The organism is Actinoallomurus vinaceus (assembly GCF_039542055.1).
GTDB lineage: Bacteria > Actinomycetota > Actinomycetes > Streptosporangiales > Streptosporangiaceae > Actinoallomurus > Actinoallomurus vinaceus.
This window is the reverse complement of record NZ_BAABHK010000005.1, coordinates 587,512-601,557: the sequence shown is the minus strand read 5'-3', so window position 1 is coordinate 601,557 and position 14,046 is coordinate 587,512. Positions and strand designations below refer to the sequence as shown.

Annotated in this window: 13 protein-coding genes; 4 read left to right on the top strand and 9 right to left on the bottom strand. The window is 69.1% G+C overall.

From position 1 onward, the window contains the following. Positions 1-119: 119 nt before the first annotated feature. The 4 genes from ABEA24_RS21465 to ABEA24_RS53610 are packed head-to-tail and all read right to left on the bottom strand — an operon-like array spanning position 120 to position 2,180. On the bottom strand, positions 120-1,133 hold the full coding sequence (locus ABEA24_RS21465; protein WP_345432737.1) for an NADP-dependent oxidoreductase: 1,014 nt from the start codon (positions 1,131-1,133) through the stop codon (positions 120-122). A gap of 51 nt (positions 1,134-1,184) precedes the next feature. Further along, the gene (locus ABEA24_RS21460; RefSeq protein ID WP_345432736.1) at positions 1,185-1,715 is read right to left on the bottom strand and encodes a TetR/AcrR family transcriptional regulator; all 531 of its coding nucleotides are present in this window, start codon (positions 1,713-1,715) and stop codon (positions 1,185-1,187) included. Positions 1,716-1,717: 2 nt separating this feature from the next. Further along, positions 1,718-1,969 (bottom strand): type 1 glutamine amidotransferase family protein, encoded by a 252-nt coding sequence (locus ABEA24_RS53615; protein WP_425551214.1) that lies wholly within the window; start codon positions 1,967-1,969, stop codon positions 1,718-1,720. Beyond that, entirely contained in the window at positions 1,914-2,180 is a 267-nt protein-coding gene (locus tag ABEA24_RS53610) for a type 1 glutamine amidotransferase family protein (RefSeq protein WP_425551213.1), read from the bottom strand. Before ABEA24_RS53610 ends, ABEA24_RS53615 begins: the two co-directional genes overlap by 56 nt. A 116-nt stretch (positions 2,181-2,296) precedes the next feature. On the opposite strand from ABEA24_RS53610, the gene ABEA24_RS21450 reads away from it, so the two are divergent. From ABEA24_RS21450 to ABEA24_RS21440, 3 genes are all read left to right on the top strand, one after another. Continuing rightward, positions 2,297-3,220, top strand: coding sequence for a LysR family transcriptional regulator (locus ABEA24_RS21450; RefSeq protein ID WP_345432735.1), 924 nt, complete (start codon positions 2,297-2,299; stop codon positions 3,218-3,220). A 261-nt stretch (positions 3,221-3,481) separates the two neighbouring features. After that, positions 3,482-4,243: an RICIN domain-containing protein gene (locus ABEA24_RS21445; RefSeq protein WP_345432734.1), complete on the top strand. Its 762-nt coding sequence runs from the start codon at positions 3,482-3,484 to the stop codon at positions 4,241-4,243. Positions 4,244-4,539: 296 nt separating this feature from the next. Continuing rightward, complete coding sequence (locus ABEA24_RS21440) at positions 4,540-5,226, top strand: FadR/GntR family transcriptional regulator (RefSeq protein ID WP_345432733.1); 687 nt, start codon at positions 4,540-4,542, stop codon at positions 5,224-5,226. 44 nt (positions 5,227-5,270) lie between these two features. Here ABEA24_RS21440 and sthA read toward each other — a convergent pair whose 3' ends face one another. The 5 genes from sthA to ABEA24_RS21415 all read right to left on the bottom strand — a co-directional run bounded on the left by sthA (position 5,271) and on the right by ABEA24_RS21415 (position 11,823). Next, positions 5,271-6,668, bottom strand: a complete 1,398-nt coding sequence (sthA, locus tag ABEA24_RS21435) for a Si-specific NAD(P)(+) transhydrogenase (RefSeq protein ID WP_345432732.1) — start codon at positions 6,666-6,668, stop codon at positions 5,271-5,273. Positions 6,669-6,698: 30 nt separating this feature from the next. Further along, a complete protein-coding gene (locus ABEA24_RS21430) occupies positions 6,699-6,953 on the bottom strand; it encodes a hypothetical protein (protein ID WP_345432731.1) in 255 nt (84 codons plus the stop codon). Positions 6,954-6,996: 43 nt separating this feature from the next. Beyond that, positions 6,997-9,402 (bottom strand): sensor histidine kinase, encoded by a 2,406-nt coding sequence (locus tag ABEA24_RS21425; RefSeq protein ID WP_345432730.1) that lies wholly within the window; start codon positions 9,400-9,402, stop codon positions 6,997-6,999. A 242-nt stretch (positions 9,403-9,644) separates the two neighbouring features. Next, positions 9,645-10,529: a terpene synthase family protein gene (locus tag ABEA24_RS21420; protein ID WP_345432729.1), complete on the bottom strand. Its 885-nt coding sequence runs from the start codon at positions 10,527-10,529 to the stop codon at positions 9,645-9,647. Positions 10,530-10,539: 10 nt separating this feature from the next. Further along, complete coding sequence (locus tag ABEA24_RS21415) at positions 10,540-11,823, bottom strand: cytochrome P450 (RefSeq protein ID WP_345432728.1); 1,284 nt, start codon at positions 11,821-11,823, stop codon at positions 10,540-10,542. Between the two features lie 507 nt (positions 11,824-12,330). On the opposite strand from ABEA24_RS21415, the gene ABEA24_RS21410 reads away from it, so the two are divergent. Beyond that, positions 12,331-13,986 carry a prenyltransferase/squalene oxidase repeat-containing protein gene (locus ABEA24_RS21410; protein ID WP_345432726.1) on the top strand — a complete coding sequence of 552 codons (1,656 nt, stop codon included), beginning with the start codon at positions 12,331-12,333 and terminating at the stop codon, positions 13,984-13,986. Positions 13,987-14,046 lie beyond the last annotated feature (60 nt).

Below are 14,046 nucleotides of genomic sequence, written 5' to 3'. Positions count from 1 at the left end.
GTTCATGCCTTTCGATAAACGGCTACGTTGCTCCGGGCCGTACGGGATAGGGGATCGACGGCCCCCTGGAGGGCCGTACAGGGCCGACCTGTTTCACCGTGGCGTGAGACGGCTGAAAATCATGCTGACTTGAGGCGGATGAGCATCTTGCCGGTGTTGGTGCCCTTGAGCATGCCGAGGAATGCCTCGACGGTGTTGTCGATGCCGTCGACGATGGTCTCTTCATACTGGAGGGAACCGTCTTTCAGCCATGCGGCTGCCAGCTGGGCGTATTCGGCGGCGAGGTCCTGGTGGTCACCGACGATGAAGCCGCGCAACGCGAGCCGTTTTCCGATCGCCTGGTAGAGGTTGTCGGGGCCGGGCGGCGGGGTGGTGGCGTTGTAGACGGAGATCGCGCCGCACAGGGCGATGCGGCCGTCGCGGTTCATGGCGTTGATCGCGGCGCGCAGGTGGTCGCCGCCGACGTTGTCGAAGTAGACATCGATGCCATCTGGAGCGGCGAGCGCGAGCTGACCGTCCAGATCGCCGGCCTTGTAGTCGATGGCGGCGTCGTAGCCGAAGTCCTCCACCAGCCGCTTGGCCTTGACCGGGCCGCCTGCGGAGCCGATCACCTTGGCCGCACCGAAGTGCTTGGCCACCCGTGCGGCGATGATGCCCACCGCGCCGGCCGCACCGGAGACGAACACCACGTCGCCCTCCTTGACAGGAGCGATGCGCTTGAGACCCGCATAGGCGGTGAGGGCGACCATGCCCAGCGCGCCGAGGTATGCCTGCGCGGGGGCGATCGTGGTGTCGAGGACCTGGACCGCAGCGGCATCGACGATCGCGTACTCCCGCCAGCCGAGGAAGTGCAGCACGGTCGCTCCGAGTGGGATCTGGTCGGCGTTGGAGGCGACGACTTCGCCGACCGCCGCGCCCTGCAGCGGCTCGCCGATCTGGAACGGCGGCACGTAGGACTTGGCGTCGTTCATGCGACCGCGCATGTAGGGGTCGACCGACAGCCAAGTGTTGCGGACCAGGACCTGGCCGGAGCCAGGTTCGCCGACCGGAACGTCGGCTACTGAGAAGTTCTCCGAGGTCGGTTCGCCCACCGGGCGGGAGGCGAGGCGGATCTCGCGGCTTGTTTCAGACACGGCAGTACTCCAGGTATGAGCATGAATGGCGAAGGCAGCCCGCCGGACGGGTTACAGGAGGCCGTTGATGACGGCTTCGGCGGCCGGCTGCATCAGGTGGGCCTGTTGTGGTGAGCTTTCGAAGCCGTGCACCAGGGTCAGGCAGATGTCGGCGGCATCCTGCGGGCGGTCGGTGCCCGCCTCCTTGAAGATCTCGGTGAGGAGGGTGCGCAGGCGGGCGGTGAAGACGGTGCAGATGTCGCCGAACAGGCGGGCTCGGGCGTCCAAGAGTTCGGCGACGTGCGGGGAGTCCCTGAGCGCCAGTACGAGGTCGAGCTTGGCGGTGAGGATCCCCAGTGCCCGTTCCTCGGCGGTGGCGTCGGTGCGGGCGGCTGCGGCTTGTGCCGCCTCGAACGCCCGGCTGTGCAGGCGCTCGGCGAGCAGGCGGAACGCCTCGTCCTTGTTGTGGACGTAGGTGTAGAGGCTTGACCGGGACAGGCCCATACGGTGGGCGATGTCGTCCATCGTGGTCCGGCGCACCCCACACAGCAGCAAGCACTCGTAGGTGGAGTCCAAGACCGCCGAGAGCCGGTCTGCAGACACGGTCAGCCCAGCTGCTTGAGCAGTTCGGCGGCGAGCGGGCCGGACGACATCGGGTTCTGGCCGGTGACAAGGCTGCCGTCGATGACCACGTTCGGCGTCCACGGGGCCGCGACCTGCACGTCCGCGCCGATGGCCTTCAGCCGGTCCTCCAGCAGCCAGATCGCCTTGTCGGCCAGACCGCCCTGTCGTTCCTCCTCGTTAGAGAAAGCGGTGATCTTCCGGCCGGCGAAGGCCGAGGTGCCGTCGGCGCGCATCGCGGCCGTCGTTGACCTCCGGCGCGAGGCTGCCCGGGTCGGCGGCCGGGGCCACGCCGCCCGGCGTGGCGAAGACGACCTCGTGGCCCGCTTCGGTGAACGCCTTGTACGGAGTCAGGAGTTCCTCGGCCCAGAAGCCGGTCGGATGCCGGGTGCCGTCGTTGAGCGTCCAATGGGTCGCGCCGGTCACCACAAAAAGAATCTTGGACATCAGGGTCTCCTTGGAATGCGGTAGACCGGCGGCTCGACATTCCGCGCTCAGATCGTCGATCCGCCGGCACCTCACGTTAAGACCCGCACTCTCGGCCACAAAATAGACTCTTCTAGGTGAGCGATAGAAAATCCAATGGCCCGCTGGATCTGACGCAGCTACGGACCTTCCTGGCCGTCTACCGCGCCGGTTCCCTGACCGCCGCCGCCCGGCTCGTCGGTCTCTCCCAGCCGACCGTGACGACCCAGCTGCGCGCCCTGGAAGATCACATGGGCCGCCAACTATTCGAACGACTGCCCCGCGGCGTGACGCCCACCCCCGTGGCCGACGACCTGGCCGCCCGACTCGCTGCCCCGATGGACGCCCTGGAAGCGATCGCCGGCGGTGGCACCCCCGATCAGGCGGTGCCCGAGCCGCCGGTGCTTCTGGCCGGGCCTGCGGAGTTCCTCGCCGCCACCGTCATCCCTAGCCTTGGCCCGCTGCTGGAGAAGGGGGTCCGGCTCCGCATCACCACCGGCCTGTCAGAGGACCTCCTGGTGGGGCTTCATGCAGGCCGCTACGACCTCGTCGTCTCCACAATCCGCCCTCGCGGCCGCGCCCTGACCTCCGAACCCCTCGCCGACGAGGACTTCGTGCTCGTCGCCGCCCCCAACTGGACCGACCAGGTCGACCACGACCTCCTCACCCGCGACGGCCCCGCCGCCCTCGCCGACGTCCCCCTCATCTCCTACGCCGACGACCTGCCCATTCTTCGCCGCTACTGGCGACACGTCTTCGACACCCGCCTGGTCGCCGAACCCGCACTGGTCATCCCCGACCTCCGAGCCGTCAAAGCCGCCGCCGTCGCAGGTCTCGGCGTCACCGTTCTCCCTCGCTACCTATGCACCGCCGAACTCGCCAACGGCACGCTCCGGCTCCTCCTCGACCCCGAAGACGCCCCCATCAACACCGGCTTCCTCGCCCAGCGCAGCGGCGCCAAGCCCCTCCCCCACGTCACCCTCGTCCGCGACCACCTTCTCCGGGTGACACACTCATGCTGATCGGCCACATTTGCGACCGCTGAACAGCACACTTTCCCAGAGACCGAGCCGACCCTCCCGTTATGCATTGAAAAACATATTGAGAATCCCACGCATTCATTAAGTCCGGCACTGGCCATTTTCCAGCGTCAGCCACGGATAAGGTCCAGCTTTCCTTGCGGTACGTCGGTGTCTCAACCAGCTGGTTGCCCATTCCGGGCGCGCCGATCAGGGTGGCCTCGAAGCCATAATTGGCACTCATGGCTGCATTACTCTGCCGCGATGGAAGAGGCCGTCGATTCAACCAACGTGACCTGCGAAAACGTGAGAACGATACTCGCTGGCACTTGCACGATCCTCGCGCATACGGGAGCCATGACACGCGGGCTCGTGCCGCAAGGGCCACATCTACGTCGAAGAGCTCCGCTCCGGCCCGGCTGGACCGCCGCGGCCGAAGCGCTGATCTATACCCGTCCGGGCGTCCTTGAGATCCTCCCCGCCCTCCCTGACCAGCTGGCCAAGGGCAGCATCAATGGAGTACGCGGCCGGAACCGCATCACCGTTCAATCGCTGTCCTGGGACACGTCGGCCCGCACCGCCATCGTCAAGCTCACCTCGGACATCAACCAGGATGTCACCTTCATCTGTCGGCGCGGCATCACGTCCGTCGGCACCGGAGCCGCGGTCACCACGTCACCCCTCGGCAATCACGCCCGGGTCGTGTCGCTGACCGCCGGAACGAGTACCACGATCACGGTCGGCCTGCTGACCGGTCCCTTCAAGCTGGTCAACCGCAACAGCGGCAAGGTGCTCGACGATCCCGGGGGCTCCCCCAACGCCGGCACGGCGCTGGACCAGTGGTCGGACACCAACAGCAGCAACCAGTGGTGGAAGCTCGTCCCGGCGGCCACCAGCGGCTACTACCGCCTCGTCAACATCAAGAGCGGACTGTGCGCGGACGTGCAGAGCGGGCCACCGCCGACCGCGCCAAGATCATCCAGTGGCCCTCCAACGGCGGCGCCAACCAGGAATGGCAGCCCGTAGGAGTGTGACGGCTACGGGCGTGGGGACCGACGACGGTCGCCGGTCCCCACGCCCGGCTCCAGCAGAACAGAACCACTCAGCGACCTAGGCCTGGACCGCTTGGAGACGATCGCCTTCTCGTACACCCATCCCACTATCATCAATATCACCCTTGGTATGCGGGACCCGGAACAGGTCGTACGGAACGTGAAACTCCACCGGCAGCACATCCTCGAAGGTCTCTGGGACGATCTCCGCGCCCAAGGACTGTTCAGGCCGGCCGTGCCCGCGGCGAACGGGCACGGAGGGAGTTCGCGTTGTCTTTGACGGACAGGGCCATTGAGCAGATCCGTGAGTTGATCCGCACCGGAGCGCTGCCACCGGGCTCGAAGCTGCCACCGGAACCGGATCTGGCCGCCCAGCTCGGCCTGTCCCGCAACCTCGCCCGCGAAGCCGTCAAGGCGCTGGCCGTCGCGCGGGTCCTGGAGGTCCGGCGGGGTGCCGGCACCTATGTGACCAGCCTGCAGCCGAGCCTGCTCCTGGAAGGTCTGGGCGGCGCGGTCGAACTGCTGCAGGGCGACTCGACCGCCCTCCAGGACCTCATGGAGGTACGACGGCTCCTCGAACCGATCGCCACCGCGCTGGCCGCCACCCGGATCTCCGAGGAGCAGCTGGCCGAGGTGAAGCGGCACCTGGACGCCATGCGCGAGGCACGCGAAGACGTCGAGCAACTCAACGCCCACGACGCGGCGTTCCACCGCGCCGTCGTCTCAGCCACCGGCAACGAGATCCTGCTCACCCTCCTGGAGGGCGTCTCCGGCCGCACGTTGCGCGCCCGTATCTGGCGCGGTCTGGTCGACACCCAGGCCGCGGGGCGGACCCTCGCCGAACATGAGGCGATCTTCAACGCCCTGTCCACCCGCGACGCGGCCCTCAGCCAGGCCGCCGCGCTGCTGCACGTCAGCAACACCGAGCAGTGGCTGAGGGAGCACCTGCGCCATTGACCATCGCCAGTTTTGTGGTGCCGGCGTCACGTTCGATGGCGTAGTCACAACTCGGCCGTAAGCTCGGTGATCGCCCGGATCTTGTTCATGGCGTCCAAGGCGGCGACCTTGTACGACTCGGCCAGGGTCGGGTAGTTGAACACCGCGTTGACGAGGTAGTCGACCGTTCCCCCGCAGCCCATCACCGTCTGGCCGATGTGCACCAGCTCGGTGGCACCGGTGCCGAAGACGTGCACGCCCAGCAGGCGGCGGTCGTCCGGGGAGACCAGCAGCTTGAGCATTCCGTACGAGTCGCCGATGATCTGTCCCCGGGCCAGCTCGCGGTACCGCGAAATGCCGACCTCGAACGGAATCTTCTTACGCGTCAGGTCGTCCTCGGACTTCCCGACGAAGCTGATCTCGGGGATCGTGTAGATGCCGATCGGTTGGAGCTCCTGCATGTCCGCGACCGGTTCGCCGAACGCGTGCTGGGCCGCCAGCCGTCCCTGTTCCATCGACGTCGCGGCCAGCGCGGGGAAGCCGATCACGTCGCCGACCGCGTAGATGTGCGGCACGGCGGTGCGGAAGTACTCGTCGACCGCGATACGGCCCCGCTCGTCGGCGGTGAGGCCCGCCTCTTCCAGATTCAGCTCGGCCGTCTTGCCCTGGCGCCCCGCCGAGTACATCACGCAGTTCGCCGGGATCTTCTTGCCGCTCTCCAGCACGGTCAGCGCCCCATGCGGCCGTCGCTCGACCGCGGCGACGGTCTCGCCGAACCGGAACGTCACGGCCAGATCCCGCAGGTGGTACTTCAGCGCCTCGACGATCTCCAGGTCGCAGAACTCCAGCATCCGCTCCCGGCGCTCGACCACGGTCACCTTGGTGCCCAGCGCCGCGAACATCGAGGCGTACTCAATGCCTATGACGCCTGCGCCAACCACAACGAGTGTCTTAGGCACCTGGTCAAGGTGCAGGATCGCGTCGGAGTCGATTACCGTCCGATCGTCGAACTCCACACTGGACGGACGGGCCGGCGATGTTCCCGTCGCGATCACGATCCTCTCGGCGGTGACCTTCTTCTCCTCGCCGACCCCGATCGTGTGCTCGTCCAGAAACCGGCCGGTCCCCTCCAGCATCGTCACGTCGTTGCGACTGAGCTGACTACGGATCACCTGAATCTCTCGCCCGATCACATGCTGCGTACGCATACCAAGATCGGCGACCGTGATCTCGTCCTTCACCCGATAGCTCGCCCCATACAGATCCCGCTGGTTGAGCCCCGTCAGGTAGAGCACCGCCTCCCGGAGGGTCTTCGACGGAATGGTGCCGGTATTGATGCAGACCCCGCCGACCATGTGCCGCTTCTCAACGATCGCGACCCGCTTGCCCAACTTTGCCGCAGCGATGGCCGCCTTCTGGCCTCCCGGACCGGAGCCGAGCACAAGAAAGTCAAAGTCATACATCGGTACAGACCTCCTGACCAAGGAACTCATTCACCGGCATGCCGACGATCCGGCCGAGGCCGCGGCTGCAACACGCGCGTACAAGAGAGAACGCTTCGCCGCCGCGATGGCGGCCTTCTGACCGCCGGGTCCCGTTCCCAGGACGAGCACGTCGAAGTCGTACACCGCCCCAGTCTGACCGGCATCGGCGCAATGATCTAGCTTTTCGCGGACCTCGGTCGACAGAAGCGGCAATGCCACCTTCGCGTGGCCTGAGAAGCCGACCGCCTTTACGTTGTAGATCACAAAGTCGGCCTCTCTCGCCGGGCCAGAGCGGGACGTTCCGCCGTCAGGAACCGTCCTCGTCGGGTGCCTCGCCGTCCCCCGGATCGGCGGCGGTGTGGGACTTGGCCGCCTCCGCACGCCCGCGCCGCGTGGCGGCCTGGAGCCCGGTGAGCGAGCGGCGGACGGTCTCCGGGGAACGGTCGGCCTCGGTCTCCTCCGCCGGGGCGGCGGGTGGGCCGTCGGTGCGCAGGGCCGGGGCGAGGCTGGCCTGCGGGTCACGGACCGGCAGGCCGTTGGGGGTGTGCGACGCGCCCCCCGCCGGCCGCGGCTCTTCCTCCGGGGTGACCTGCGGCGGCTCCTTCCGGGCGAGCGGCGATGCCCGGTGCTCCTGGCGCCTTCGCCGGGTGGAGATCCGCTGGACGGTGGGCTTGCCGTCTGGAGTGATCGTCGAGGTGGACGCCGAGACGATCGCGGCGGGGCGCCCGTCGGCCGGTACGCTCGCGATCTCCGGCGGCCGGGCCGTCCCGCCGGCACCGACCACGGCGGGCGCGGCCACCGGACCGGTCATCTCGGCGCCGGGTGTGCGCGCCGGCACGTCGGTGATCAGCTCGCGCGGGACGAGCACGACGGCGGTCGTGCCCAAGTAGGCGGACGGTTTGAGCACCACATTGATCTGGTGCCGGGCGGCGAGGCGACCGACGACGTAGTGCCCGAGGTGCAGCGTGCCGGAGGGGGTGAACTCCTGCGGGTTGCCGATCCTCTCGTTCGTCTCCCGGAGGAGTTCGTCCGTCATGCCGAGACCGTGGTCCTCGATCTCGATCGCGAAGCCGTGCGCGACGATGCGGCCGGTCACCTTCACCTCCGTCGTCGGAGGCGAGAACTGCAGCGCGTTCTCGATGAGCTCGGCCAGCAGGTGGATGGCGTCGGCGACGGCCCGGCCCTCGAGCGCGACGTGGGCGGTGTTGGATTCGACCTTCACCCGGGTGTAGTCCTCGACCTCGGCCACCGCGGAACGGACGACGTCGATCATCGGCACCGGGCGCCGCCAGCCGCGGGCCGGGGTGGCGCCCGAGAGGATGATGAGGTTCTCGGCGTTCCGCCGCATCCGGGTGGCCAGATGGTCGATCCGGAACAGTTCCTCCAGGATCTTCGCGTCGTCGTTCCGCCGCTCCATCTCGTCCAGCAGGCTCAGCTGCCGATGCAGCAGTGCCTGCGAACGGCGGGCCAGGCTCAGGAGGATGTCGCGGAAGCCCCGCCGCAGCTCCGCCTGTTCCACGGCGGTGCGGATCGCCGTCTGCTGAACGGAGTTGAACGCGCGGCCGACCTGGCCGATCTCGTCGCTGCCGAACGCGAGCGGCGGGGCCTCGATCTCGACGTCCACGGCCTCGCCGTGACCGAGCCGCTCGACCACGCCGGGCAGCCGTTTGTCGGCCAGCTCCCGTGCCGCGTTCCGCAGCCGGTGCAGCTGCCGCATCAGCCTTCGGGTCGTGGTGATCGACATGACGATCGCCGCGATGACCGCGACGAGACCGAGCCCGCCCGCGAGCGCGAGCCGGAAGATCACGCCGTAGGCGCCCGGCTTCGCCCGTTCGACCAGTTCGTCGCCGCAGGCCAGCACGAATTTGTCCAGCGCGGTCAGGACCGGCTCGATCCCCTGGGCCCATTCGGTCGCGCTGACGGGGAGTTTCTGGGATCGCGCGCGGGTCACGGGGCGATTGACCCGGTCCTCCAGCGCGCGGAAGCGGACGAAGGCCGGGCCGCCCACCATCCGGTCGTAGCGGTCGCGGTCGGCGGCCGGCAGTTCGGCCACGGCCTCGGCGTGCAGGAAGCGCTGGGTACCGACGATCTCGGTGAAGTCCAGGCGCTCCTGGGCGGTGAAGTGCCGGGACGCGAACGCGCCGGCCACGAGCGCGTCCTCGCGGGACAGGACCTCCTTCGCGCGGGTCAACGCGATCAGGGTCCGGGCGTCCTTGGCGACGCCCCGGTCGTCGAGCTCGGCGTTGTGGCTGTAGATCAGGAACGCGCCGTCGACGATGCGGTCGAACGTCTGGGCGGACTGGGCCCGGGTGACGCTCCTCGCGGCGATCGTGATTCGCTCGGAGGGCAGCTCGCGCAGCAGCGGGAAGATCTCCCGGACGCGGCGCTTGACCTCCTGCCTGATCCGGCTGTGCAGGGCGACGCGAGCGTTGGCGCGGAACGTCGCGTCCGCCTTGTCGGTGCGGCCCCGCTGGGCGTCCAGTGCGGCACGGTTGGCCGGCGAGGGATCACCGAGGTAGACCGCGGACAGCCGGCGTTCCTGTTGCAGGGCCGTGACCAGGTCCACGGTCGGCCGCCCGACTCTCTGGTCGATCGTGTTGACGCTCAGCAGGTCCAGCCCCTGCCGGGCAGTGACGTACGCCGCGAATCCCCACAGGCAGGTCACCACCGTCAGCAGGACCGTGACCTTCAGCCGGAGCCGCGTGTTCGGCATACGGCCTCTGCCGCGCCTCAGTCGCAAGATCGTCCCCAACCCATCCCGGACAGGCGGCCACCACTCCCGAGGTCAAGGGGAACGGGCGGCCGGACAGCGTCATCGACCGACTCGACATGATCGAGTCCGCACAGGACCCTAGCAACGTCGATGCTCACGAAGCGCCACTTTCCGGCATGGAGCGTGAACGATTCGCAACCGACCTTATTCCCCCGGCACGCGTGGACGTACGGCGGGTTCCGTCAGCGCCAGTCCCAGTAGTCCGATCCGCCGCCGTAGAAATCCAGATTGAATTCGAGCTGCCGCCGGAGATAGTCGGCCTGCCGGGGGCAGAGGGCTTCCAGCGACCGCAGAACGTCGCAACTCTCCCGGTAAAGTTCGCCGATCCGTTCGCGCACGGCCTCACGACCGACGATCATCAACGCGTTCAGGTCTCCCCAGCTGCGGTCTCGTTCCTCGGTGGCGAGGTCGTTGGCCAGGCGCAGCGTCCGCTGTACCGCGTCGCTGGCCTGACGAAGCTCGTCCAGGACGTCCACGGCGCGTGGCCGGTCGTCCGGGTCGTCGGTGAAGATCCAGTACGAGACGTTGATCCAGGTCGAGCCGAAGTTGTGCGCGTTGCTCAGGTACTCCTCCAGCGTGGGTCCCGCGCCGGGCTCCGTCTTCCAGTCCCACTCGCGGGCCATCGCGAGCAGGACCTGCTCCAGTTCCTCGCGCCAGGCCGCGCGGGACAGGGCGAACGCCGGGACCGTGATGAGATCCCGGCGGATGTCGGCGAGGAACCGGGCCAGAGGGGTACGGGGGGCCGCGCCGTCGGCGGCGGTCCGGCACGCGGAGACGACGTCGTCCACCTGGCTCCTCGAGGTCGCGACGCGGTCCATGAGCCAGTCGAGGGCGAAGAACCACAGCGCGGCACGGCAGGTGATCCTCAGCTCGGCGGCCGTGTGCCACGGCGCGCCGAGCACACTGGCCGTGGCGACCCTGCGGTACAGCTCGGGTGATCCGAAGTCCGAGTACAGCTCCGGGTAGGCCGCGGCGGTCTCCCGCAGGTCTCGTGCGCATTCGGCGGTCAGCCGCGCGATCCGCTCTGAGGAGAGCGATTCGCCGGTGCCCGGAACGGTGGAATCCATTCCGGCCTCCTCAGCGGGGTCGCAGCGTGAAGGACACCGGCCGGGCGGGCCGTACCGTCAAGGACGCCTGCGCCCGTACGGGCACGGCCGGGTCCACGACAGGCCGGAAGCGGCGCAGCACGGCGGCGACGATGAGCGCCGCCTCCACCATGAAGAAGTGCTGACCGAGACACTCGTGCACGCCCGCCCCGAACGGCAGATGGGCCAGCGGATGGCGTTCCCGGGCGCGCCCGGGGGCGAACCGCTCCGGGTCGAACGTCAGCGGGTCCTCCCAGACGGCGGGCAGGCGATGCGTGAGGTACGGGCTGACCAGGACGGTGGCGCCCGCCGGCATCGGCACCCCGTCGATGACGTCCTCGGCCGCGCTGGTACGGGGCACCACCCACCCGACCGAGTGGATGCGCAGCGACTCGTTGAGCACCATCGTGGTGTACCGCAGCTGACGCACGTGGTCACGGCCGGGCGCGTCGGTGCCGACGACCTCATCGATCTCCCGGTAGAGCCGGTCCGCCACGTCCGGGCGAGCGGCGAGGTTGACCCACAGCCAGGTCAGCGCCACGGCGGTCGACTCGGAGCCCGCGACCCACAGGCCCACGATGTCGTCGCGGACCTGCCGGTCGCTGAGCGGAGCGCCGTCGGCGCCCGTGCCCCGCAGCAGCAGGGACACGACATCCCCTCCCCCGGTCGGGGAACGGCGCGCCTCGGCCACGATCGGCCCGAGGATCTCCTCGACCGTCCGGGTGGACCGGCGGAACGCGCGGTCGCCCGGCATCGGGACGGTCAGCGGGACGAACGGCATCATCATCCGCCAGAGGAACGACATCATCGCGGTGCTGACGGCCGTGCCCAGCCGGTCCGCGTCCTCCAGGCGTATCCGGCCGCCGAAGAACACCAGGTTCAGGACGCGCTGCACGATGCGCGTCATCTCGAGCCCGAGGTCCAGGGTCTGTTGCCGCGCCGCACGGCCGGCCAGGTCGGCGACGGCCTCGTCGACCGTCGCCGCCATCTCGTCCAGGAGCGCGGTGATGTGCCGCCCGGCGAAGGCCGGCTGCAGGGTGGCACGGCTGGCCGCCCAGGCCTCGCCCTCGCCCGCGATGCCGTCACCGACCAGCCGGGAGAACGGCTCCCACATCATTCCCCGGCGCGGGTAGTTGGCGGCGTTGTCGCGCAGGACGTGCTGGACGTGCTCGGGACGGGTCACCAGATACGGCCGGAAGGGGCCGAGGTCCAGCCGGGCGATGGAGCCGTCGGCCCGCCTTCCGATGTCCTCGAATGCCGCCAGTGGGTCGCGCAAGAGCCGAGGAACGATGCGGTGGAAAGGGAAGGTGACGAGGCGGGATTCGCGAGCGGGGATTTCAGTCGAATCGAGCATCGCAGTGCACGCGGTTCTTCCTGGAGGGGGCCGGGGAGTCGGGAGGAAACGGAGGTACTGATTCCCACCCTGGCGGCGATTTCAAACCGGCGGGGAGCCGGAAATGAATCACATCACACACGACGCCCGCCGGGCGCGCCGCCCCCGATGCCGCCGGGCTCCCGACGCCGCTGACGGACGTTTGCCGACCGTACGGGCGGGGTGTCACGGCGACTCAACGCACGGTAAGCTAACCCTTACCCAGGCGTCACTGGCGCATGGTCGATTCTTTCATGTGGTATTTCGCTGACGTCGGCGAAAGCGAGGACGACAACCAAAGAGCAGGACCCGAGAAACAGGTAGCGGAATATCCGCCGCCAATGGACTTCGTCAGCAGCTCAGCCCCCGATTGTGACGTCGACCACTTTTCGAAAGGGTCCTGCCCGGCAGATGAGCATTTCCCATGGCCACGCGCCTGCTACGAAAGAGTCCCTCACACCCGCGAACGCCGGCGACGGCCGCGCGGCCGCCCGCGACCTCATCGCCGGGTTGACGGCCCGGCCCTGGGGCCAGGCCTCCCCATCGGTCTACGAGACCGCACGGCTGGTCGCCCTGGCGCCCTGGCTGAAGGGCCACGCACAGCGGGTGGACTTCCTGTCCGCGGCCCAGCGGGCGGACGGCGCCTGGGGCGGCCCGGACGGCTATGCCCTGGCGCCGACCCTCAGCGCGACGGACGCGGTTCTGTCCGCCCTGATCCGCTCTCACACCGGCGACGGCATCGGCGACGGCGACCGGCCCGGCCTCACGCGGGTCGCCGACCTCGGACTGAGCGCGCTGTTCCGGCTCCTGCCCCGCCTCGACATGACCTCAATCCCCGACATGCCGGCGATCGAACTGATCACGGCGTCACTCGTCGCGTCGATCAACCGGAGCCTGCACGTCCTGAACGACGCACCGGCCACCGGCCTGGGCCGATGGTCGGGCGGCGAGCGGCTGCGCCTACCGCGAGGACTGTCCTCCGAGCGTCTCTACGCCGTCCGGGCGATGCTCGACGTGGGCGCCGCGCCGCCCGAGAAGCTGTTGCACGCGCTGGAGACGGTCGGTGAGGCGGCGCGCGGTGCCCGCACGGTCCGGCCCGCCCCCTCCGGAACGATCGGGGCGTCGCCGGCCGCCACCGCGGCATGGCTCGACCGGGACGGCCGCGCCGACCCGGCCCACCCCGCCCGCCGATTCCTGGAGACGGTCGCGGATCTGGGCGGCGGCCCGGTCCCCTGCGGCATCCCCATCACGGTGTTCGAACGGGCCTGGGTGATCACCAATCTGGTCCGCGCCGGCATCACGGTCGAGGTGCCCGCGGCGTTGACGGCGAGCCTGCGGGGCGCACTGAGCCCTTCGGGCACGCCGGCCGGCGAAGGACTCCCGCCGGACGCCGACACCACGTCCGCCGCGCTGTACGCCCTCGGCCTGCTCGGCCTGCCGCACCGGCCCGACAGCCTCTGGCCGTTCCGGCTGGAAGGGCATTTCTGCACGTGGCAGGGTGAGGACGGGTTCTCGATCAGCACCAACGCCCACGTGCTGGAGGCCTTCGGCCAGTACGCCGCCCGGAAGCCGGATGCGACCCCCCGCCACGCGGCCGTCGTGACGGAACTCACGTCGCTCCTTTTGGACCACCAACGCGACGACGGCGGCTGGCTCGATCGATGGCACGCCTCGCCGTACTACGCGACGGCGTGCTGCGTGCTCGCACTCGGCCGCTTCGGCGGAGATGCCGCGCTGCCGGCGATCCGCAGGGCCGTGCGCTGGGTGCTCGCCACACAGCGCGCCGACGGCTCATGGGGCCGGTGGGCGGGCACGCCCGAGGAGACCGCCTACGCACTGCAGATGCTGCTGCTGACCCATGCCGTGAGCGAGGAGTCACACGCTGCCGCCGCACGCGGCCACGCCTACCTGACGCGTTCCGCGGGCGGCCCGGCGGGACCGGCGCTGTGGCACGACAAGGACCTCTACCGGCCGGACGCGATCGTCCGGTCCGCCGTCCTGGCCGCCGTGCATCTGGCGCGCCGCGACCCTTCGGTGGCCGTCCTCATCGCCACCGAAAAACAATGACAAATTTCCTAACAACGGACATATCGCCTGAATCCTGGCGGGCTGTGGCAACACCGGCAA